This is a genomic window from Pseudenemella bisphenolivorans, assembly GCF_051133435.1.
GTDB lineage: Bacteria > Actinomycetota > Actinomycetes > Propionibacteriales > Propionibacteriaceae > JAAYAO01.
Genome location: NZ_JBPGNY010000002.1, coordinates 14,089 through 35,019, shown reverse-complemented (window position 1 = coordinate 35,019; position 20,931 = coordinate 14,089). Strand labels below are relative to the sequence as shown.

Below are 20,931 nucleotides of genomic sequence, written 5' to 3'. Positions count from 1 at the left end.
CGGCTCAGGGCCGGGGTGGGTCGGGTGTCTGATCCTCGGTGGTCAGCACATCGGCCTCCCGGCGCACCTTGGGCATCCGCTTGCGGAACTCCTCGACGAAGACATCACGCAACTGGCGGTTGTCCAGCGCCCCGTCCACCCCGCGCAGGCCACCGCGGACGATCCGCTGACACACCACCAACCAGGCCTGTCCCATCGCGAAGGTCAGGCTGGAGGCGACCCCGGCGCTGATCGCCCCACCGGCCAGCGTCCCGGCCCCCGGGATGAACTTCAGCAGGCCGGTGAAGGCGGCGCGTCCGCCTTGGGTGGCGACGGTGGTGGACGCGATCGCGGCCAGCGCGGCGCGTTCGAAGCGGATGCCGTGCAACTGGCCGATCCGGGCCATCATGCCGAGCTGGATCGGCACCAACATCGCGGCGTCGGAGAACGGGATCGGGCTGGCCGCGGCGGCCACCGCAGCGGCGCTGGCCCCGGCAATCACTTTTTGGGCTTCCTTGCCCTTCCGGGAAATGTCCACCGTTTGCGCCGCGTTGAGGGCGCTGGCGACCGCGTCCGGAGCAGCGTGAAAGGTGGCGTCGAGGACGTCGGTCAAGCCGTGAACCGACTGACCAGTGAACTGATCCCTCAATGCGTTGGTCATGAACGGGCGGCCGCCCAGAATCGGCAGGTCCATCGCGATGATCGACTCGGCCAGGGTCACCGCATCGGGGTGGAAGAGGTCGCCGTTCTTCGGCACCTGGGTGAACACCATGATCACCGGCACGTCCAGCTCGTCCAGCTTGCGGACGAAGGCGGCCTCGCTGGCCTCGAACCGCCGATCCATCCCGCGCACGCAATACCAGGCGGCGTGAATCTGCTCGAAGATCGGCCGGCGCCGCATCTCCTTGATCGCCTTCTCCAGGTCCTTCAACAGGTCCTTGTCGTCGCGGCCGATCTCCAAGCCTCGGGTGTCCAGCAGGCCCAGATGACCGCGGCGGTCGAGGTAGAGGTGGCTGCCCTGGGTGACCGGCTCACCGATACCGGTGCGAGCCACCTCGGCACCGAAGATCGCGTTGACCAGCGTCGACTTGCCCACCCCGGTCTTGCCGAAGATGCCCAGGTTCACCCGCCCCAGCGAGGCTGCCTGTTTGTCGAACTCCGAACGGAAGGAGTCGGTGATCCAGTCGGTCATATCGACAATGGTACGGCCCGGCCACCGACCCCCGGCCGCTGGAAGGCAGCCGACGCCGGGCAGCTCAGTCGGTGAGGTCGGCCAGTTCTTCGCTCAGGTTGCGGCCCGAAGTGGCCCGCCAGGTGCGGAAGCCCGCCGAGGTGTGGAAACGGGGCTCGAGCGCCAAAAGGTGTTCCACCACCTGACGCCGGCCGACCCGGAATTGCTCCGGCGGCACCATCCGGTATTCGGCCTGCACCTGACGGACGTAGCTGCGGTAGCGCCTCGGGGTGCTGCCCAGAATCGACAGGTCGGCGTCGGTCAGTGCCGTGCCGGCCTCGTCGTCGGTTTCGGGGTCGTGGTCGCGGGTGAGCCGCACCAGGCGGGCGGTCTCTTCCACCTCCGCACCCGGCACCACCCCGTCCAGCAGTTCCTCGGCCAGGGCCGCCGAGCGTTCCTCGTTGTCGGCGGCGACGGGGTCGTAGACCGCGTCGTGGAACCAGGCCGCCAGCCACACCGCCCGCGGGAACCGGCCGAAGGGCACCTCGTTGCCTGCCAGCAGCCGCAGGGCGTCCAGACTCTCGGCCAGGTGCTCCATCGTGTGGTAGCGCCGGTGCTGTTCACACCACCGGTCGAGCACCCGCCGGCCGAGTTCGGGGGCCTCGGGCAGCAGCCGGTGCCACCGCTGCAGCAGCCGATCGGCCTGTTGCCACAGCTCGGCGGTGTGTTGCTGTTTGGTGACCCGCAATCCCGAGGCGCGCAACCGGCGGACGAGTTCGGGGCTGCGCACCTCCACCGCGCCGTGGCTCACCGCGCGGTGGTACAGCCGTTCGGGAATGTCGTAGTGGTCGCGGTCGAAGGCCGCCGGGGGCAGCCCGATCTGCTGGGCGAAAGCATGCAGCTCGTCCAGCGAGGTGTCCGAGACCAGGTGCGAGAACACCGTCCCGTGGGCGGGCCACAGCGGTGGGTCGATCAGAATCATCGGTTCGGTTCGGGTCAGCTCAGCTCAGCGCGGCCTTCACCTTGGCCGCGACCGTCTTGCCCTCGGCGCGTCCGGCGGCCTGCTCATTGACCGCCTTCACCAACTGCCCCATCTGCTTCATCGTGGGCGCCTCACCGTGTTCGGCGGCGTACCCGGCGACGGCCTGATCGACCAGTTGCTGCAGCTCGTCGTCGGTCAACGGCTGGGGCAGGTACTGGTTCAGGATCTCGGCCTCGGCGAGCTCCTTCTCGGCCAGTTCGGGACGTCCACCGTCGGTGTAGGCCTCGGCCGACTCCTTGCGCTTGCGCACCTCGCGGGTGATCACCCGCAACTCCTCGGCCTCGGACAGTTCCTTGGCCTCGCTACCGGCGACCTCCTCGGTGCTGATCGCTGCCAGCGCCATCCGGATCACGCCCAGCCGCTCGGCCTCGCGCGCCTTCATCGCTTCCTTCATGTCCGCCCGCAGGCGACTCTTCAGCTCGGCCACAGTCTCGTCCTTTCGGTAACGCGTCGACTTTACTGCCCGGACGAAACCGCTCACCACTCGTTTGTGTCGGCCCGCACCCCTAGGCTGAGGATCCGAGCCGAAAGGGGTGCCCATGACCCGGATGCCACGATCCGTCGACTGGCTGCGACGCCTGGTTGCCCACGACACGACCAGCCGCGGCCCGAACCAGCCACTGATCGACGAGGTCGCCGACTATCTGAACGAGTTGGGGGTTTCCCATCAGGTGCGGCCGCACCCCGATCAGGCCGGTAAGGCGAACCTGGTGGCGACGATTCCGGCCGCCGACGGCAGCACCGCCGGCGGGGTACTGCTGTCGGGGCATACCGATGTGGTGCCGGTGGACGGACAGGACTGGAGTACCGACCCGTTCACCGCGACCCTGGTCGACGACCGGATCTACGGCCGCGGCACCGCCGATATGAAGGGCTTCATCGCCGTGGTGCTCGAGGCGGTACCGGCGATGCTTGCCGAACCGCTGAACCGCCCGGTGCACCTGGCTCTGAGCTACGACGAGGAACTCGGCTGCCTGGGCGCCGGTGACCTGGTCGACTGCTTCACCGAGGGCGGCATCACCCCCGATATCGGCATCGTCGGTGAACCGACCACGATGCGGGTGATCCGTGCCCACAAGGCCAGTTATGTCGCCGAGGCGGTTTTCACCGGGGTGGCCGCCCACTCGTCGCTGACCAACCAGGGTGTCAACGCGATCGAGTACGCCGCTGAACTGGTGCGTTGGTGCCGGGAGCGGGCCGACCGGTGGCGCACCGAGGGGCCCTTCGACGAGGCCTTCCCGATCGCCTACACCACGATGAGCGTGAACACCATCGATGGCGGCATCGCCCAGAACACCGTGCCCGACCGGTGTGCGCTGCGTTTCGAGTATCGGGCGATCGGTGCGGTCGACCCCGACGCGGTCTTGGTCGAGGCCGAGGAATTCGTCGCCGGGCTCGATCAGCGGATGCGGGCCGAGGACGAGCGGGCCGGTGCCCGTCTGGAGGTGCTGGCCCGGGTACCGGGCCTGGACACCGGGGACGGGGCGGTGTGCGAACTGTGCACCGAACTGGGCCTGGAGATCCTGCCGGACAAGGTCACCTACGGCACCGAGGCCGGCATGTTCGCCGAAGCCGGGGTGGACACCGTCGTGTGCGGGCCCGGTGACATTGCGGTGGCCCATGCCGCCGACGAATACGTCACCCTCGATCAGTTGCGCGCCTGCGAGGAGTTCATCGACAACCTGATCGGGCACCTGCGCCGCTGAGCGCGGTTCGTGACTCGGAAGCGCGTGACTCGGAAGCGCGTGACTCAGAAGACGAGCACTCCGTGGATTGCGACCGCGATCAAGCCCAGGATGATGACGAAGCCGCCCCAGCCGACCCGGGCGGCCGGGGTGCGGTAATACTTTGCCGAGCCGATCAGGAACAGCCCGGCCAGCAGCGGCAAGAACATGAGGTTTGGGTCGAAAAGCACCGGGACGATCATCAGCAGCGCGAACCACGGCAAGCCGCCCTTGCGCTTCTGCTTCTTGGCCACCGGTGGAGTCGGACGCGGATGCAGCCGCTGACCCTTCGGCGTTACGGGTTGACCCGTCGGGGGCGGGAAAGCCTGTAACTGGGTCTGGGCAGGTCGCAGGTAGCGGGAAGCCGACGCCGGGGCGGTTTCCCGACCCGAGGGTTGGGCCTGCACCCGTGGAGCTGGTTGGGAACCGGCTGGTTGGGAACCGGCGGACTGTTTTCCGGCGGTCCGCGACTTGCCGTACTGCTTCTTGGTGAGCTCCGGCGGTGGCCACGCTCGGGAGGGGAAGGCTTCGACATCGGACTTGGGCGGGGCGGTCTGCTGCCCCAGGTCCACCGGTGGCAGTGGGTCGGCGGGTTTGAGCGGCGCCACCGGTTCGGGACGAGCCGGCAGGGGCCCCTCGTCGACGGTGCGGGTTGATCGTTCCCAGGCCTCGGGCGGACGCTCGTACTCCCAGGGGTACAGGGTGTCGCGTCGGCTCAGCGGTTCCCACTGCAATCGTCCGGCACCGACACCCGGGGCACGCCAGGGCTCCCGTTCGGCCGTCCGGGTGTCAGTGGTGTCGGTGCGGTCGGTGTCGGTTCCGGCGTCGTATTCGGGCAGCCCGTACTTCGGGCTGTAGTACGCAGGGCCGACTGCCGGATCACTCATCGAGACATTGTCTTTCACCCACGGGCCACCTCAGCGGCCGAGCCGGGCACGTTGCAACTGGGCCCCGTCCAGCTCGTGCCAGGAGCCCTCGAAGGCGAGCTGCACCAGGGTGCCGGTGGGGAACTGGTTGCCGACCGTCTTCAGCGCATCGGTGTCGCTGCTGTCGTCGGCCAGAGTGTGCATCAGGGCCGGAATGCCGGGGGCATGCCCGATCACCAGACCGACCCGGACGTCATCGGTGAAGGTCTCGGTGATCGCCTCGAGAATCCGCTCCGAGCCGGCGTTGTAGACCGCCCAGGAATACTCCACCGGAACCCCGAGTTCGAGTGCCGCACAGGTTTGCTGGGTGCGGGTGGCGGCCGAGCAAAGCACGTGGTCGATGCTCAGGTCGAGGCCGCGCAGAAACTCGCCGACCGCGGCCGCCTGCTCCACACCGGCCTCGGTCAGCGGACGTTCCTCGTCCGACAGGCCCGGGGCGAAGTCCTGTGCCCGGGCGTGCCGCATCAACAACAACGTTCGGGTGCTCGCCATGGCGCTCACCTTATCGGCTGTGGGGCAACCACTGACCGGAACCACACTCTGCACCGCCTCGGCGGCCTCCTACGGTGGGAATCCCGAGTTAGGAGAATCGGCAGATGGACAACGACATGCATCCCGAAGTCCGTGCGTTCCTGGAGGCTCTCGACGCCGGCGCCCCCGACGTCCATGCCTATGAACCCTCCGAACTGCGCGAGATCATCCTGTCGCGGCGCGGCCCGCTGGAGCCCGACCCGCCGATGGCCGAGGTGCACGATCTGACCATTGATGGGCCCGGCGGTGAACTTCCGCTGCGGATCTACCGTCCGACCGCCGAGGCCGACCTGCCGGTGGTCGTGTTCGCCCACGGTGGTGGCTTCGTCTTCTGCGATGTCGACACCCACGACGAGTTCTGCCGCACGATCGCCAAGCAGACCGGAACCTTGGTGATCTCGGTCGATTACCGGTTGGCCCCCGAGCATCGGGCGCCCGCGGCTCACGACGACTTCTACGCCGCCCTGCAGTGGGCCGCCGAGCACGCCGGTGAATACGGCGGCGATGCCACCCGGCTGTTCGTGGCCGGGGACTCCGCCGGCGGCAACCTCGCCACCACCGCGGCACTGACCGCCCGGGATCGCGGCGGACCTGCGGTGGCCGGTCAGGTGTTGATCTATCCGGTGATCGACGACGACTTCGAGTCCGAGTCGTACCGCAACTACGGCGAGGGCTACTACAACACCACCTCGAAGATGCAGTGGTACTGGGACCAGTACGCCGACCCCGATGCCCGTGACGATCAGCGGATCAAGCCCACGGTCGCCGAGAGCCTGGCCGGCCTGCCCCCGGCGGTGGTCGTGACGGCCAAGTTCGACCCGCTCTGCTCCGAAGGTGATGACTACGCCGAGCGGCTCGGCCACGAAGGCGTGAAGGTGTGGCATCGGCGGTTCGACCTGTTCCACGGCTTCGTCACGTTTCCGACCCTGCCGCAGAGTCTTGAGGCGCGGACGGAGATCTTCGCGATGATGCGCGAACTGTTCGCCGAGTCGGCGGGCTGACCGCACCGATGACCGAGATTCCGACCGACCTCGCCGACCGGCTTGCGATCGCCGAGGTGACCGCCCGCTACACCCGTGGCGTGGATCGGCGTGACCCGGAGCTGGTGCGCAGTTGCTATCACGCGGATGCGGTCGATCACCATGCCGGGTACGACGGGCCGATCGACGGCTTCATCGAGATGTTGGAGCGGGTGTGGGCCGACCCGGTGCGGGCCCCGGGCACCCAGCACCTGATCGGCCAGCAGCTCATCGAGGTGGATGGGGACACCGCCCGGGTGGAGTCGTACTGCATCAACACCCACTGGGATCGCAGCGGGCAGAATCCGGCGAACAACTACACCGCGGTGTCGCGGATGATCGATCGTTTCGAGCGCCGCGAGGGCCGATGGCTGATCGCCGAACGATGGGCCACCCGGGACGCGACCCTGCCGCACAACGGTGACCGGCCCTCGGTGAACCGGGGCCCCACCGGTTCGGCCGGACCCGATGACCCGCTGTATCACGTGACCGGGTGGCCGCCCTCGGCCTGACCACCCGACTGAGGAGGAACTGATGGGACTGTTGAAACTGGACGCGGGTACCGCGGTGATCACCGGAGCCGGCTCCGGACTGGGGGAGGCTTTCGCCAAGATTCTGGCCGGACGCGGGATGCACGTGGTGGTGGCCGACATCTCGGCCGAACGTGCCGCGCAGGTGGTCGAGGCGATCAAAGCCGAAGGTGGCAGCGCAAGCGCGGCGGGTACCGACGTGACCGACTACGCCCAGGTGGAGGCCTTGGCCGAACAGGTCTATGCCGAACACGGCAGCGTCGAGTTGCTGATCAACAACGCCGGCATCGAAGCGGTCGGGAGGCTCTGGGAGGAGTCGCCGCAGAAGTGGCGCCAGGTGCACGCGGTGAATCTGGACGGGGTGTTCCACGGAGTGCGCGCCTTCGTCCCGCGGATGTTGACCCAGGGCAGCCCGGCGATCGTGGCCAATACCGCCTCGGTCGGGGCGGTCACCACCACCCTCAACCAAGGGGCCTACGTGTCGACCAAACACGCCGTGCTGGCGCTGACCGAAACCCTGCATCGGGAGCTGGCCGCCGAGGGTGCCGACATTCAGGTGTCGGTCGTGATGCCGAACTGGGTGCGCACCCGCATCTTCAGTGACGCCAACACCGATGCACCCGGCGAAGACCAGGCTTCCTCGGGGTTCCTCGACACGATGCGCGCCTCCATCGAGGAGAAGGGCATGGAACCGATCGATGCCGCCCGGGTGCTGATCGAGGCCATCGAACGCGGTGACTTCTGGGCCTTCACCGAGGAGCGGTGTAACGACCTGGTGACGGCTCGGGGTCGGCACTTGATCGACCTGACCGACCCGATCGGCACCTGAGCCCGGGCAGTGCATCGTTGCGACGGTGTGTTTGACTCCTAGGGCCTGGGGTCGGTGTCCGCCACGAACGGGTCGAGGTGACCGGTGCTGGCGCAGCCCCGTGCTGGGACAAGGACGGCGGTCTTCCCGCGCTTCTGCATGGTGCCTTGGGCATGCCAATAGCTCGGTGGGCGATGCCCTACCGAGTCCGGTCGAGGTGGGAACTGCTGCTCTGTGCGAGTTGGTGAGCGTGGCCTGGTGCCACCCAGGTGCGCCCGTCCGGGATTCCGCGATATCGGATTCGGGTTGAGGGCGCGTTCTAAATGCCGGGAATTACTGGTAACCCGACTATTCGCCTTCGTCGCCGGTCGACCCGGTGCCGGCCGGGGTCCGGGCAGGTAGCCGTGTGGGTCTGACCCCGGTCCGGCGCGGTGGTTTTCCGGTTTTCACTGTGCCGTCGGGGGTGACCCGGTACTGATACCCGAGTGGGGAAACCCAATCGAAAACCCCCGGTGCGGGTTGGGTGAGGTGCCATCCGCCGTGGGTTTTGAGGCGGTGGGTGTATTTCGACAACGGTCCGAGGTTGTCGGGGCGGGTTTGTCCCCTGCCCTGCTTGTTCACATGGTCGAAGGCGTTGGTGTGGTCGATCTCGCACGATGCTGAGGGTCGGGTGCCATAGGGGAACACGTCGACCGGGTTACGGGCCTGGACCGCCAACCGCATGCCGGCCGGTACCCGGTAGCCATCGACCGGGGAGAGGTCGGCACCCGCCACTACGGGGCGGACCGTGACTCGGCAGCCGGCCAGCACGTCTTGTAGGTGCGGGAGGAGGGTGTGGCCCCATCGGTCGATGCTGGCGACTCCGGTGGTGGGGTCGATGAGGTCTGCGGCGTCGATGCGGACCACGACTTCGGCGGTGCGGGTGATGGGGGTGATGAATGCCGCTGCGCCCACCCCCGCCCCGGGCAGGGAGTCAGCGGGCAACACCTGATCGGGGTCCGAGGCAAAGCCTTCTTCTTCTGCGTCACCCGGTCCGGTGGCACCTGAGGTCGGGGTCTTGCCGAGATCGGGACCGGCGGGCTCTTCGGTGCCGGACAGAACCAATCCGGTCTCGCCGTCGCCGTCGGTGTCGACGGGGAGGGCGTCTTGGCCGAACACCATCCTGGCGAGTACCCCGACCGCGGCGGCCCGACGGTGATTCTTTGTCTCGCCTTCGACCAGGTCAGCCAACAAGTCCAGGGCTTGGTCGAACGCGATCCCATCGGCCGCATCGACCTGGCCACGTACCCAGGCCTGGCCGTCATCGATCCCACTGACCTGCACATACCGTTCCCGGGCGGCAGCTGCGGCGCGTTCCCGGGCCTTTTGCGGGTCGGCTTTGATGATCCATTTCGGGATCTTGGGCCACACCCGGCCCCACGGCTGCATCCGCAACGCCACCGCACACATCCGATCCAACCGCGCACATCCGGCGGCATCGAGCTCCGCGGCGACGGCCTGATCGGACACTCTTTCGACTTCCCAGTACCGCATCCGGCCCGCCAGAAACCCGGCCCAGAGAGTGGGGTGGCGGTGGCGCAGGTTCATCACCGTGCGGATCCGGGCCAGCGCCGAGCCGACACTGCACCCCAACAAGCCCGCGATCTCGCCGGCGACGAACTCACCGATCCTCGGAGTCCCATCGGCACCACCGTCGACCCAACGTTCCATGCCCTCGAACCACGCCTGGTCATCAACTTGGTGCAGATCACACAACGCCGCGACAGCCAACCCGATGCGGATTTCGCCCGCCACGATCTGCTGGTGGGCATCATCCAACGCCGCGGCGGCATCAGCGGCGGAACGGAAACCGGGGGTGGTGGTCATGAACAGAACACTACGGACCACCACTGACAGTTTCGAACATACAGACGAATCCGGCGGACCATTTGAGGTCACGAAAAGGTCACAGAATTGCTCGTCGCCGGTGCTGAGCGCGGGCACCTCATGCGGGGGAAAGGAGTGCGGCCGGGTGCCGTTGTGGGTCGGCCCACTCCAGAGAAGACCGGCGGTCGAGAGGCGACTCAGCGGCCGTGGAACTCGGGGGTCTCCCGGCGCAGGTTGGCCGCAATCCCGGCCTCGCAGTCGGCGGTCGACCAATGCTGAGCCTGCTCGGCCAGTTCATGACGCAGCGCTGCACGAACCCGGTCGGCCAGATCCCCGCGCAGAGTCTTGCGCATCGAACGCACCGCGATCGGGGCCTGGGCAGCGATCTGCTCGGCCAAAGCCAGACCCTCCTCGCGCACCCGACCGTCCTCGACCAGCCGATCGGCCAGGCCCAGACGGTGAGCCTCCTCACCGGTGACCCGGCGAGCGGTCAGCAACATGTCAGTGGCGGCCTGCTCACCGATGATCCGCGGCAGCGTGACCGACAGCCCGAAGCCCTGATGGAACCCCAGGCCGGCGAAGTTCGCATGAAAGCGGGTGGACGGGGAGGCGACCCGCAGGTCGGCGACACAGGCCAGGCCCAGGCCACCGCCTACCGCCGTGCCCTGCACCGCGGCGACGATCGGTAACTCGAGGTCGAACAGGGTGACCGCGGTGGCATACAGCGTCCGGGCCCAATCGACGAGTTCTTCGCCGAGGCCGCCCTCACTCAGGTTGGCGCCCGCGCAGAAGTGTTTCCCGGCCGAACACAGCAACACCGCGCGGCAGCGGTCATCGCTGCTCACCTCGACGATCGCGTCATGGATCTCGGTCAACAACTCGTGGTTGAAGAAGTTGGCCGGCGGCTGGTTGAGCTCCAGCACCGCGACCTTGCCCTCGTGGCTGACCAGCAGGTTGCTCATCGGCGTTCCTCTCAGTTCTTGGTGGCGACGACCAGGTCGCGGAAGATCGAGGAATCGACCCGGTGCCCGAAACGTTGCCACGGGTCGTTCTCGCCGCCGTCACCACACGGGGTCAACCCGGCCTCGGTGAGCAGGCCCAAGACGTCCTCGCGAGCCAGACCGTGGGTATTCCACGACAGCCCGAGCGCCCCACCGGGCCGCAGTTGCCCGGCCCAGACCCCGATCGCCTCGCCGAGCAGGGCTGCGGGGGATCGGTCGCGGCGGTGGTCGGCCTTCGAGCCGTGCACTACGCCGTAGGGGGCGTCGGTGACGATCGCGTCGAAGCGTCGTTTACCCCACAACGCGGCTGATTGGCGGGTGTCACCGGTGAACACCGACAGGCTCAACTCCGGACCGCCCGGCTGCTGGACGGTTGCGTCGAAGCGGCGACCCAACGACTTGCCCTCGCGGCGCACCGGGTTCGATTCGGCGCGATGCTTGAGGCGCTTGCGGCGCAACCAGGTGCGCAGGAAGGCGCCCATCGCCTCCACCGCCTTGGTATCGGCCTCCACCCCGGCACCGTGGTGCCCGAGCAACCAGGCACTGGTCAAGGTGGTGCCGCGGCCGGCCATCGGGTCGAGCACTGTCCACGGGGTGGGTTTGTCACCACGCACCTGGCTCAGGGTGACGTTCAGCAGCAGCCGGGTGAACTGCTCATTGGTCTTGCCCTGGTACTTCGGGATGGTGACCAGGTCGTCGTCCAGCTTGCCGGTGGGGTGCACCTCGACCGGACGCAGCAGGTTCTCGTCCTGCATCTCGAACAGTGCCAGGAAGGCCGACTGGTCGGCCAACAGTCGGGCCTGGTCGGGGTTCGGCTCGGCCTCGGTGGTGAAGCCCAGGTAGTCGACCCCGGCCACGGTGGTGGTGGCCACCTCGCTCGCCCAGGGGGCGCAGACCCGCAGTTCGGCTTCGGCCAGGGAGGCGACCTGCCCGCCGTAGACCCGGTTGGCCGAGGGATTCAGCAACATCAGATACCGCACAACCGGTCAGCCTAATGGGTGCGGCCGTCGGACGGGTCGGCTCGGACGGGGGTCAGCCCGGCAGACCGCCGAGCCACAGCCCGGCAGCCGCCGCGGCCACGCCCGAACCAAGCATCGCCGCGGCCTGAATCACCGCAGCGAGCCGGTGACCGGCCCGCCAGGCCCGGACGCACTCGATCGCGAAGGTCGAGAACGTGGTCAGGCTGCCGCACAGACCCGTCCCGAGAAGTAGGTACCCGGCGTCGACCGCAAACCCGGCCACCGATCCCAGCAGCAACGAACCGAGCAGGTTCGCCGCGAAGAGTCCGGGGGAGAGTCGCCCGGGGGTACGCGCCGGCAGCCACACCGCCAGCAGGTAACGCAGCACCCCACCCAGGGCGCCGCCCAGAAAAACCCACAGCACGCTCATCGCGATCGCATTCCAAGCCACCAACCGGCCGCCGCGCACACGGCACAGCCGAGAGTCATCACCACCAGGTACGCGAAGCCGGCCGGGGTCGTCGCGGCCACCGCAGCGGTCGAGAAGGTGGTGAAACCGCCCAACAGCCCGGTGCCGAGCAGCGGATTGAGCCGGCGACCCTTACCGGCCGAGCGGGCGGTGGCGCCGACCAGCACTCCCAACAGGGCCGAGCCGATCAAATTGACCAGCCACAGGGCCGGCCAACCGGGAAACAGCAGTTCCACTCCGTAGCGGGCGACTGCGCCCGTCCCGGCGCCCACGGCCACCAGGGCCAGGCCCTGCACAGTGACCCCCGAACGCGGCGAGGCGACCGGCCCCGATGGGCCGATCGCCTCGTCTGCCCCGGTGGGCACAGCGCTATCGGGTGGTCAGTAGTGGTTGACCTGCAGGGCCTCGTAATGGGTGCCCTTGGCGCGAGCGATGGAAGCGCGGATTTCCTCCTCCGCACCGTCGCGTCCGGTCCAGGTCGCGCCCTCGACCGACTTGCCGGGCTCGAGGTCCTTGTAGACGGTGAAGAAGTGCTCGATCTCGAGCAACTGGAACTCCGGAATGTCGGTGAGATCCTGCAGGTGGTCGCGACGGTGGTCGGCCACCGGCACGCACAGCACCTTGTCGTCACCGCCGGCCTCGTCCTTCATCCGGAACATGCCGATCGCCCGGCACTTGATCAGGCAGCCGGGGAAGGTCGCCTCGGGAACCAGCACCATCGCGTCCAGCGGGTCGCCGTCCTGCCCGAGGGTGGTTTCGATGAACCCGTAATCGGACGGGTACTGGGTGGCGGTGAACAGGGTCCGGTCGAGGATGATGCGACCGGTTTCGTGGTCCATCTCGTACTTGTTCTTCGTACCCTTCGGGATTTCCACGGTTACGTAGAACTCCAGCCCGCTGGGAACCTTGGCGGAGGTGCGCTGTGCTGCGTTGTCTTCAGTCACCTGAGGCTCTCTCTATGATGTGGTCGACCGGTCTTGGGGCAGCCTACCGCGCCCCGGGGTGGGGTACGGGCTGGTGTCCGCGTCCCGCCTCCGAAACCGCCGGCGATGAACAGATGGGACGAGCGTGACACGTCGACGGGTAGTGGTCGAGTCGTTCATCGTCGCTGTCGTGATCGTGGCGGTGGTGGCGCTGATGATCTCGGGCGTGGCCGGACGGGCCGTCGAACGCGGCCTGTACGCCACCGGGCTGTGGGTGCCGGTCACCGGGGAGACCACGGTTGCCCCCAGCCGCTTCGCCGAACCCGAGGTCAGTACCCCCACGCCGAGTTTCGACGAGAGCCCGGTGGCCCCGGTCGCGCCCACCGCGGCCGCCCCCGATGCGTCCAGGGTGCGGGCGGCCATCGCCGGCATCGGACGGGACAAGATCGGCGGCACCTTCCACGTCTCGGTGGTCGACCTGGGCTCGGGCACGAAGCTGTATTCGGAGAACGGGGGAGCCCCGGCCGCACCCGCGTCCACGATGAAAGTGCTCACCTCGGTGGCCGCCCTGCAGCAATACGGAGTCGAGCACCGATTCACCACCAAGGTGATGTTGGAGCCGACTCCGGCCGGGCCGACCACGCCGGACAGTGCCTCGCCCTCACCTTCCGCGGCGCCATCCCCGTCCGCCTCACCGGCCACACCGGCACCGCAACAACCACCGACCATCGTGCTGGTCGGCGGCGGTGACCCCTACCTGAACACCGGCACGCTGAAGGACAGTTACCCCGCACCCACGATCGGCACCCTGGCCGAGAGCACCGCGAAGGCCCTCCAGGCCCGCGGCATCACCACCGTCCGGCTGAAGTACGACGATTCACTGTTCACCGGGCCGGCCTGGAATCCCACCTGGCCCTCGAACTATGCCGATCAGGTCACCCCGGTCTCGGCGCTGACGGTGAACCAGGGTCGAGTCGACGGCAGTTCACCCGGCGAGCGGGTTGCCGACCCGTCGGCGACCGCCGCGGCCGTCTTCGTCCAACGGTTGAAGGCCCACGGCATCACCGTCAGCGGCGCCCCGGCCCGGGGTGCGGCACCCGATGGTTCCGACGAGGTGGCGACCCTCGAATCCCTGCCGCTGGGCGAGATCGTCGAACACCTGATGCGGGTCAGTGACAACGACGCCGCCGAGATCTTGATGCGCCACACCGCGATCGCCCGGGGCAAGCCCGGGAGTTTCGAGGGTGGCCGGGCCGCGATCGCCGAAACCATGACCGAACTGGGGGCCTGGTCGGGGTCGATGGTGGTGCACGACGGTTCGGGCCTGTCCCGCGACACCCGAATCACCACCGACGCGCTGGCCATCCTGATGCGTCTGGTGACCACCGACGAACCCCGCTACCGGCCGGTGATGACCGGGATGCCGGTTGGTGGGGTGGACGGGTCGCTGCGGCTGCGTTACGTGGTCGACGGCACCACCGCCGGACGCGGGCAGGTGCGGGCCAAGACCGGCACCCTGCGCCAGGTGCACTCGCTGGCCGGCTACGTCCGCAGCGCCGACGGCTCGCTGATCGGCTTCGCGATGGTCAGCATCGGTGCCAAGGACGAGTACGCCGCGCGCACCTGGCTGGAGAAGGCCTCGGCGGCGATGGCCTCCTGCGGCTGCGGCTGATTGCGTCCGCGGCCGGCAAAAAAACCGGTGAAGTGTGGTGGCGGTAACACTCGCCAAACTTTGACGACGCTGCGTCGGTAACTATTCTGGAGGTGTGAACACACAGGGTGAATCCGCCGCCCCCGAAAGCGGGCGGAAGCGTTGGCTCGCGCTGGTCGTGCTGGCCGTCTCCTTGGGCCTGATCGTGCTGGACGGCACCATCGTGGGTGTCGCGCTGCCGGTGATCATCGCCGACCTGAAGATGTCGTTGACCGGCGCCGAATGGGTGAACAGCCTCTACTCGGTGGTCTTCGCGGCCCTGCTGATGACCGCGGGACGACTCGGTGACCGCTTCGGACGACGCAAGATGCTGATGATCGGCATGGGCATCTTCGTGGTCGGCAGCCTGTTGGCCGCGATCTCGTCCGGCACCTCGCCGTTGATCGCGGCCCGGGCCGTCCAGGGATTGGGCGGGGCGATGATCCTGCCGTCCACCCTCTCGACAGTGAACGCCACCTTCCGCGGCAAGGACCGCGCGATCGCGTTCGGTATCTGGGGTGCGGTGATGGCCGGTGCGGCCGCCCTCGGCCCGCTGTTCGGCGGCCTGCTGACCACCTACGCGACCTGGCACTGGATCTTCCTGATCAACATCCCGCTCGGCGTGGTGCTGATCATTGCCGCCCTGGCGATCGTCCCCGAAACAACCGGAACCCCCGGTGGCCGCGACATGATCGGCCCGGTGCTGGCCGCGATCGGTTTCGGCTCCTTCGTCTTCGGGCTGATCGAGGGTGCCAACCTCGGTTGGTGGAAACCCGAAGGCGTGCTGGCGATCGGCTCCTGGGAATGGGGGTTGGACGCGCCGGTCTCCCCGGCCCCGGTCGCCCTGGCTCTCGGGGTGATCTTCATCGCCGCCTTCATCGCCTATGAGCACCACCGCACGAAGAACGCGCGCACCGGCGTACTCGATACCGCACTGTTCTCGATTCCGACTTTCGCCTGGGGCAACCTGACCGCCGGGCTGGTTGCCGTGGGTGAGTTCTCCCTGATCTTCGTGCTGCCCCTGTACCTGGTGATCGTTCTGGGCCTGGACACTCTCGGGGCCGGTCTGGTGCTGGTCGCGATGGCCGTCGGCGCCTTCATCGCCGGCGGGTCGGCGCGGCATCTGTCGGCCGCACTCGGGCCGGCCCGAGTGGTCGTGCTCGGGTTGGCACTCGAGGTGATCGGCACGGCCGGGACGGCGCTGCTGCTCGGCGCCCAACTCGGTTCGGGCTGGGTCGCGGCCACCATGACGGTCTACGGCGTCGGTGTCGGACTCGCCTCGGCCCAGGTCACCTCGGTGGTGCTGGGTGAGGTGCCGGTGGCCGAATCGGGTACCGGTTCGGCGGTGCAATCCACCGTCCGGCAGATCGGTGCCGCTCTCGGCGCGGCCCTCGGCGGCACGGTGCTGTCGACCGTGCTCGGCACCCACGTGGTGCAGCAGGTGGCCCCGGACGAGTTCGCCCACGCCAGCTCGATCGCGGTCTGGTCGTCGGTGGTGGTGCTGGGGGTGGCACTGTTGGTGTCGCTGCGCCTGAAGGCAGTGGCGCCGAAGATGTCCGGGCACTGAGTCGTCCCGGCCGGGTAGGCTCGCCACCATGACCGCAATGGTGGACTGGGATCTGGCGATCGCGACCGGAACCCGTCTCGTACCGGCCGGGCCGAAGGCCACCCCCGACGAAGTTGCCCGGGTGGTGGAACGGCTCCGCACCTCGGCCCGCACGGCCGAGCAGCACGTCCGCGAGGTCACCCAACTGGATGCCCCGATCGGCCTGTCACCCACCCTGGTGATCGACCGTCCGTCCTGGATCCGGGCCAACGTCGACACCATGCAGATGCTGATCGGACACCTCACCGGCGGCCCGATCATGGCCAAGGCCGGCGGTGTCGAAACCGGCGCCGCCCTGGCCTTCCTGGCACCCCGGATCCTGGGCCAGTTCGACCCCTTCCACCCACCGCACGGACGGCTGCTGTTGGTCGCCCCGAATGTGTTGAAGGTGCAACGCGAACTGCGCCTGGACGCCGACGACTTCGCCCTGTGGGTGTGCCTGCACGAGGAAACCCACCGGGTGCAGTTCACCCACGCCCCCTGGCTGGTCGACCACCTGCGGGTGCGGGTGAACGCCCTGCTGGACGGCTTCGGCGGGCTGTCCGCGGTCGAAGGCATGGCCCGGGCCGCCCGTGAACGGGACGGCTCGTTGATCAACACCCTGATCGACCCCGAACAGCGGGAACTGTTCGACGAAGTGACCGCCCTGATGTCGCTGTTGGAAGGGCACGCCGACGTGATGATGGATCGGGTCGGCACCGCGGTGGTGCCCACCCTGCCCAGAATCCGGCGCAGCTTCGACCAGCGGCGCACCGCCGACCGCGGCCTGATCGACCGGCTGATCCGCCGCGTCCTGGGTCTGGACGCCAAACTGCGCCAGTACCAGGACGGGGCAGCCTTCTGCCGCCGGGTGATCGCCCGCATCGGGGTGGACGGGCTGAACACCGCCTTCGGCGAACCCGCCGCCCTGCCCACGATGGACGAGATCCAGCAGCCGAGCCGGTGGCTCGATCGGATCGACGGCAGGGCCGCCTGAGGTGGCCCGAAGGGCGATGGGGCCACAAACCCTTCAGATCATGCAGGCGGTCACCGCGGTCGACCCCGACTCGGCGACCAACCTGCTGGTGGCCTGCTCCGGGGGCGCCGACTCCCTCGCCCTGGCCGCCGCAGCTCACCTCGCCGCTAGCCACACCGGCCTGGCCACCCACGCCATCGTGATCGATCACGGCCTGCAGGACGGATCGGCCGAGGTCGCCGCCGGTGTGGAATCCCAACTGCGACGACTCGGCTACCAGCACGTGCGCCGGGTGCGGGTCACCGTGACCGATCGCGGCACCGGCCCCGAGGCCGCCGCCCGCGAGGCCCGCTACAACGCCCTGTCGGAGGCCGCCGAAGAGCTGGACGCGGTTGTGCTGCTCGGCCACACGATGGACGACCAGGCCGAAACCGTCCTGCTCGGGCTGGCCCGCGGCTCCGGCACCCGCTCACTGGCCGGGATGCCGGCCCAACGCGGACGCTTCCGCCGCCCGCTTTTGGGCATCCGCCGCCGACAAACCGTGGCCGCCTGTGCCGAACTCGGGCTGCGGCCCTGGCACGACCCGCACAATGCCGACTCCTCCTACACCCGGGTGCGGGTGCGCGAGCGGGTGCTGCCGGTGCTGGCCACCGAACTGGGCCCCGGCATCGTCGAAGCCCTTGCCCGCACCGCCGAACAGGCCGCCGTCGACGCCGATCTGCTCGACGAACTGGCCGCCGAGGCCCTCGAAGAACTCCGCACCGGCGAGGGTGAACTCGACGTCGCCGAACTCATCACCCGTCCCGCGGCGATCAGGCACCGGGTGCTGTTGCGTTGGATGCGCACCAGCGGGGCCCGTGACCTGGCCCACCGGCACGTCCTGGCCGTCGATCAACTGCTCACCGACTGGCGCGGGCAACAGGGTGTCGACGTGCCGGGAATGCGGGTGGTGCGCCGTGCGGGCCGATTGAATGCTGTGGCAGGCTGAGCACGTGGACCATGAACACATCAGTCAGGATCTGACCCATGTGCTGATCAGCGAGGCCGAGATCGCGAAACGGGTCAGCGAGATCGCCGCCGAGATCGACGAGGAGTACCGCGACAAGGAGCCCCTCCTGGTGGGGGTGCTGACCGGTGCGGTGATGGTGATGGCCGACCTGTCGCGGGAGCTGACCATCCACTGCGATATGGACTGGATGGCGATCTCGTCCTACGGATCGGGCACCCAGTCCTCGGGCGTGGTGCGCATTCTCAAGGACCTCAACACCGACATCTCCGGACGCCACGTGCTGGTGGTCGAGGACATCATCGACACCGGGCTGACCCTGTCGTACCTGTTGTCGAACCTCGCCTCGCGCGAACCGGCCAGCCTGGAAATCATGACGATGTTCCGCAAACCCGAGGCCGCGCGCAACGACGTCAACGTCAAGTGGGTGGGCTTCGACATCCCCAACGAATTCGTGGTCGGCTACGGCCTGGACTACTCCGGCAAGTACCGCAATCTGCGCTGTGTCGGCACCCTGACCCCGGAGATCTACTCCTGACCGACTGACGGACGTTGCCGCGAGGTTTTCCGCTTAATTGGTGTGCGGCGGTAAGGTCAACCTGCTCAGACTTCGCCTCGAGACAGGTCCAACAACGTGCAGCGCATCATCCGGGGTCCCTTCGTATGGATCATCCTGGCCTTGCTGGTGCTGATTTTCGCCCTGCAGTTCGCCAACTCCTCCAGTGGTTACCGCGACGAACCGACCTCCAAGGTCGTCCAGATCATCAACGGTGACGAGAAACTGCAGGAAGTGGTCATGAAAGACCGCGAACAGCAGATCCTGGTGACGATGGCCGACGGCAAAACCCGCTACAAGGCCTACTGGGTCGGCCGGCAGTCCGATGCCCTGGTCGAGCGGCTGAACGAACGTGTCTCGGACGGCACCCTGGAGACCTGGAAGGGCGAGAACCCCCAGCCCTCCCTGCTGGTATCGCTGCTGGGCACGCTGTTGCCGTTCATCATCATCATCGTGATCTTCTTCTTCCTGCTGAACTCGATGCAGGGCGGCGGTTCGCGGGTGATGCAGTTCGGTAAATCGAAGGCCAAGATCCACTCCAAGGACACCCCGAAGACGACCTTCACCGATGTCGCCGGGGTGGATGAGGCGATCGAGGAACTGCACGAGATCAAGGAATTCCTGGCCGAACCGGCGAAGTTCCAGGCGGTCGGGGCGAAGATTCCCAAGGGTGTGCTGCTGTACGGCCCGCCCGGTACCGGTAAGACCCTGCTGGCCCGGGCGGTGGCCGGTGAGGCCGGGGTGCCGTTCTACTCGATCTCGGGCTCGGACTTCGTCGAGATGTTCGTCGGTGTCGGTGCCTCCCGGGTGCGTGACCTGTTCGACCAGGCCAAGGAGAACGCTCCGGCGATCGTGTTCATCGACGAGATCGACGCCGTCGGCCGGCACCGTGGCGCCGGGATGGGCGGCGGCCACGACGAGCGCGAACAGACCCTGAACCAGTTGCTGGTCGAGATGGACGGCTTCGACGTGCGCGGCGGGGTGATCCTGATCGCGGCGACCAACCGTCCCGATGTGCTCGACCCCGCCCTGCTGCGTCCGGGCCGTTTCGACCGACAGATCGCGGTCGAGGCCCCCGATCTGGACGGCCGGGAGAAGATCCTGCAGGTGCACGGCCACGGCAAACCGCTGTCGCCCGATGTCGACCTGCGTGGGGTGGCCCGCCGCACCCCCGGATTCACCGGTGCCGACCTGGCCAATGTGCTGAACGAGGCCGCCCTGCTCACCGCCCGGCAGAATGCCCGCCAGATCACCAACGAGTTTCTCGACGAGGCCATCGACCGGGTGATCGCCGGCCCGCAGAAGCGGTCGCGGTTGATGAACGAGAAGGAACGGCTGATCACCGCCTATCACGAAGGTGGGCATGCCCTGGTGGCGGCGGCCCTGCCCGGCACCGACCCGGTACAGAAGGTCACCATCCTGCCGCGCGGCCGGGCCCTGGGGTACACGATGGTGCTGCCGGAACAGGACAAGTACTCCCAGACCCGTGGTGAGTTGCTCGACCAGATCGCCTACATGATGGGTGGCCGGGCCGCGGAGGAACTGGTCTTCCACGACCCCACCACCGGTGCCAGCAACGACATCGAGAAGGCCACCAAGGTGGCCCGGGCGATGGTCACCCAGTACGGCATGACCGAACGCCTCGGTGCGATCAAGCTGGGCGACGACAACTCCGAACCCTTCCTGGGTCGCGACCTGGGGTCGCAACGTGACTACTCCGAGGACGTCGCCGCCGTGGTCGACCAGGAGGTCGCCGCGATCATCCACAACGCCCACCAGGAAGCCTTCGACATCCTGAACGAGAACCGCGCGGTGCTCGACGACCTGGTGACCAAGCTGTTCGAGAAGGAAACCCTCGACCGGGCCCAGGTCGAAGAGGTCTTCAAGCCGCTGATCCGCCGCGAGAAGCGTCCGGCCTGGACCGGCTCGGAGTCGCGGGTACCGTCGGACCTGCCGCCGGTCACCCCGCCCCCGCCGGCCGACGACTCCCAGATCGGCAACCCGCCCGGTGGTGCCCCGTTGCCACCCGGACAGGGCGGTGTGCCACTGCCCGGTCCGCAGCCCGAACCCGGTGCCGGTGCGCCGCCGGTGTTGCCCGGCCCGCCGCCGCCCGGAGGCCCCGAAGCCCCGCCGACGCCGGGTCCCGGCGCCGGACCGACCCAGTAGGATT

The 20,931-nt window shown here is 68.1% G+C and carries 21 protein-coding genes; 10 read left to right on the top strand and 11 right to left on the bottom strand.

What is annotated here, in order from left to right; translation table 11 throughout:
• Positions 1–4: 4 nt before the first annotated feature.
• From ACR4XW_RS05040 to ACR4XW_RS05030, 3 genes are all read right to left on the bottom strand, one after another.
• Positions 5–1,171, bottom strand: a complete 1,167-nt coding sequence (locus ACR4XW_RS05040) for a GTPase family protein (protein ID WP_434759445.1) — start codon at positions 1,169–1,171, stop codon at positions 5–7.
• 64 nt (positions 1,172–1,235) lie between these two features.
• The gene (locus ACR4XW_RS05035) at positions 1,236–2,132 is read right to left on the bottom strand and encodes a DUF4031 domain-containing protein (protein ID WP_434759444.1); all 897 of its coding nucleotides are present in this window, start codon (positions 2,130–2,132) and stop codon (positions 1,236–1,238) included.
• 19 nt (positions 2,133–2,151) lie between these two features.
• Entirely contained in the window at positions 2,152–2,619 is a 468-nt protein-coding gene (locus ACR4XW_RS05030; protein ID WP_434759443.1) for a GatB/YqeY domain-containing protein, read from the bottom strand.
• 112 nt (positions 2,620–2,731) lie between these two features.
• Here ACR4XW_RS05030 and argE point away from each other — a divergent pair, with 112 nt between their 5' ends.
• A complete protein-coding gene (gene argE / locus ACR4XW_RS05025; RefSeq protein ID WP_434759442.1) occupies positions 2,732–3,898 on the top strand; it encodes an acetylornithine deacetylase in 1,167 nt (388 codons plus the stop codon).
• A gap of 44 nt (positions 3,899–3,942) precedes the next feature.
• Here argE and ACR4XW_RS05020 read toward each other — a convergent pair whose 3' ends face one another.
• Both ACR4XW_RS05020 and ACR4XW_RS05015 read right to left on the bottom strand, forming a co-directional pair.
• A complete protein-coding gene (locus ACR4XW_RS05020) occupies positions 3,943–4,803 on the bottom strand; it encodes a hypothetical protein (protein WP_434759441.1) in 861 nt (286 codons plus the stop codon).
• A gap of 30 nt (positions 4,804–4,833) precedes the next feature.
• Positions 4,834–5,334, bottom strand: a complete 501-nt coding sequence (locus tag ACR4XW_RS05015) for a SixA phosphatase family protein (protein WP_434759440.1) — start codon at positions 5,332–5,334, stop codon at positions 4,834–4,836.
• 104 nt (positions 5,335–5,438) lie between these two features.
• Between ACR4XW_RS05015 and lipP1 the strand changes: the two genes are divergently transcribed.
• Genes lipP1 through ACR4XW_RS05000 form a run of 3 tightly spaced genes read left to right on the top strand, consistent with a single transcriptional unit; the run spans position 5,439 to position 7,751 of the window.
• Complete coding sequence (gene lipP1, locus ACR4XW_RS05010; protein WP_434759439.1) at positions 5,439–6,374, top strand: LipP1 family hormone-sensitive lipase; 936 nt, start codon at positions 5,439–5,441, stop codon at positions 6,372–6,374.
• Positions 6,375–6,382: 8 nt separating this feature from the next.
• On the top strand, positions 6,383–6,904 hold the full coding sequence (locus tag ACR4XW_RS05005) for a nuclear transport factor 2 family protein (protein WP_434759438.1): 522 nt from the start codon (positions 6,383–6,385) through the stop codon (positions 6,902–6,904).
• A 22-nt stretch (positions 6,905–6,926) separates the two neighbouring features.
• Positions 6,927–7,751, top strand: a complete 825-nt coding sequence (locus ACR4XW_RS05000) for an SDR family NAD(P)-dependent oxidoreductase (protein WP_434759437.1) — start codon at positions 6,927–6,929, stop codon at positions 7,749–7,751.
• Between the two features lie 327 nt (positions 7,752–8,078).
• On the opposite strand, the gene ACR4XW_RS04995 is transcribed toward ACR4XW_RS05000, so the two are convergent.
• From ACR4XW_RS04995 to ACR4XW_RS04970, 6 genes are all read right to left on the bottom strand, one after another.
• On the bottom strand, positions 8,079–9,596 hold the full coding sequence (locus ACR4XW_RS04995) for an HNH endonuclease signature motif containing protein (protein ID WP_434759436.1): 1,518 nt from the start codon (positions 9,594–9,596) through the stop codon (positions 8,079–8,081).
• A gap of 197 nt (positions 9,597–9,793) precedes the next feature.
• A complete protein-coding gene (locus ACR4XW_RS04990) occupies positions 9,794–10,558 on the bottom strand; it encodes an enoyl-CoA hydratase/isomerase family protein (protein ID WP_434759435.1) in 765 nt (254 codons plus the stop codon).
• 11 nt (positions 10,559–10,569) lie between these two features.
• On the bottom strand, positions 10,570–11,565 hold the full coding sequence (locus tag ACR4XW_RS04985; protein WP_434759902.1) for a TRM11 family SAM-dependent methyltransferase: 996 nt from the start codon (positions 11,563–11,565) through the stop codon (positions 10,570–10,572).
• Positions 11,566–11,629: 64 nt separating this feature from the next.
• Entirely contained in the window at positions 11,630–11,986 is a 357-nt protein-coding gene (locus ACR4XW_RS04980) for a fluoride efflux transporter FluC (RefSeq protein WP_434759434.1), read from the bottom strand.
• Positions 11,983–12,390 carry a CrcB family protein gene (locus ACR4XW_RS04975; protein ID WP_434759433.1) on the bottom strand — a complete coding sequence of 136 codons (408 nt, stop codon included), beginning with the start codon at positions 12,388–12,390 and terminating at the stop codon, positions 11,983–11,985. The genes ACR4XW_RS04980 and ACR4XW_RS04975 overlap by 4 nt, the downstream gene beginning before the upstream one ends.
• A 15-nt stretch (positions 12,391–12,405) precedes the next feature.
• Positions 12,406–12,969: an inorganic diphosphatase gene (locus ACR4XW_RS04970; protein ID WP_434759432.1), complete on the bottom strand. Its 564-nt coding sequence runs from the start codon at positions 12,967–12,969 to the stop codon at positions 12,406–12,408.
• A gap of 124 nt (positions 12,970–13,093) precedes the next feature.
• On the opposite strand from ACR4XW_RS04970, the gene dacB reads away from it, so the two are divergent.
• The 6 genes from dacB (at position 13,094) to ftsH (ending at position 20,927) form a co-directional block, all read left to right on the top strand.
• Positions 13,094–14,620: a D-alanyl-D-alanine carboxypeptidase/D-alanyl-D-alanine endopeptidase gene (gene dacB / locus ACR4XW_RS04965; RefSeq protein ID WP_434759431.1), complete on the top strand. Its 1,527-nt coding sequence runs from the start codon at positions 13,094–13,096 to the stop codon at positions 14,618–14,620.
• 94 nt (positions 14,621–14,714) lie between these two features.
• Positions 14,715–16,205: an MFS transporter gene (locus tag ACR4XW_RS04960; protein ID WP_434759430.1), complete on the top strand. Its 1,491-nt coding sequence runs from the start codon at positions 14,715–14,717 to the stop codon at positions 16,203–16,205.
• A gap of 28 nt (positions 16,206–16,233) precedes the next feature.
• Complete coding sequence (locus tag ACR4XW_RS04955; RefSeq protein ID WP_434759429.1) at positions 16,234–17,220, top strand: zinc-dependent metalloprotease; 987 nt, start codon at positions 16,234–16,236, stop codon at positions 17,218–17,220.
• 40 nt (positions 17,221–17,260) lie between these two features.
• Positions 17,261–18,187, top strand: a complete 927-nt coding sequence (gene tilS / locus ACR4XW_RS04950; RefSeq protein WP_434759428.1) for a tRNA lysidine(34) synthetase TilS — start codon at positions 17,261–17,263, stop codon at positions 18,185–18,187.
• Between the two features lie 4 nt (positions 18,188–18,191).
• Positions 18,192–18,743, top strand: coding sequence for a hypoxanthine phosphoribosyltransferase (gene hpt, locus ACR4XW_RS04945; RefSeq protein ID WP_434759427.1), 552 nt, complete (start codon positions 18,192–18,194; stop codon positions 18,741–18,743).
• A 96-nt stretch (positions 18,744–18,839) separates the two neighbouring features.
• Positions 18,840–20,927, top strand: coding sequence for an ATP-dependent zinc metalloprotease FtsH (gene ftsH, locus ACR4XW_RS04940; RefSeq protein WP_434759426.1), 2,088 nt, complete (start codon positions 18,840–18,842; stop codon positions 20,925–20,927).
• Positions 20,928–20,931: the final 4 nt, after the last annotated feature.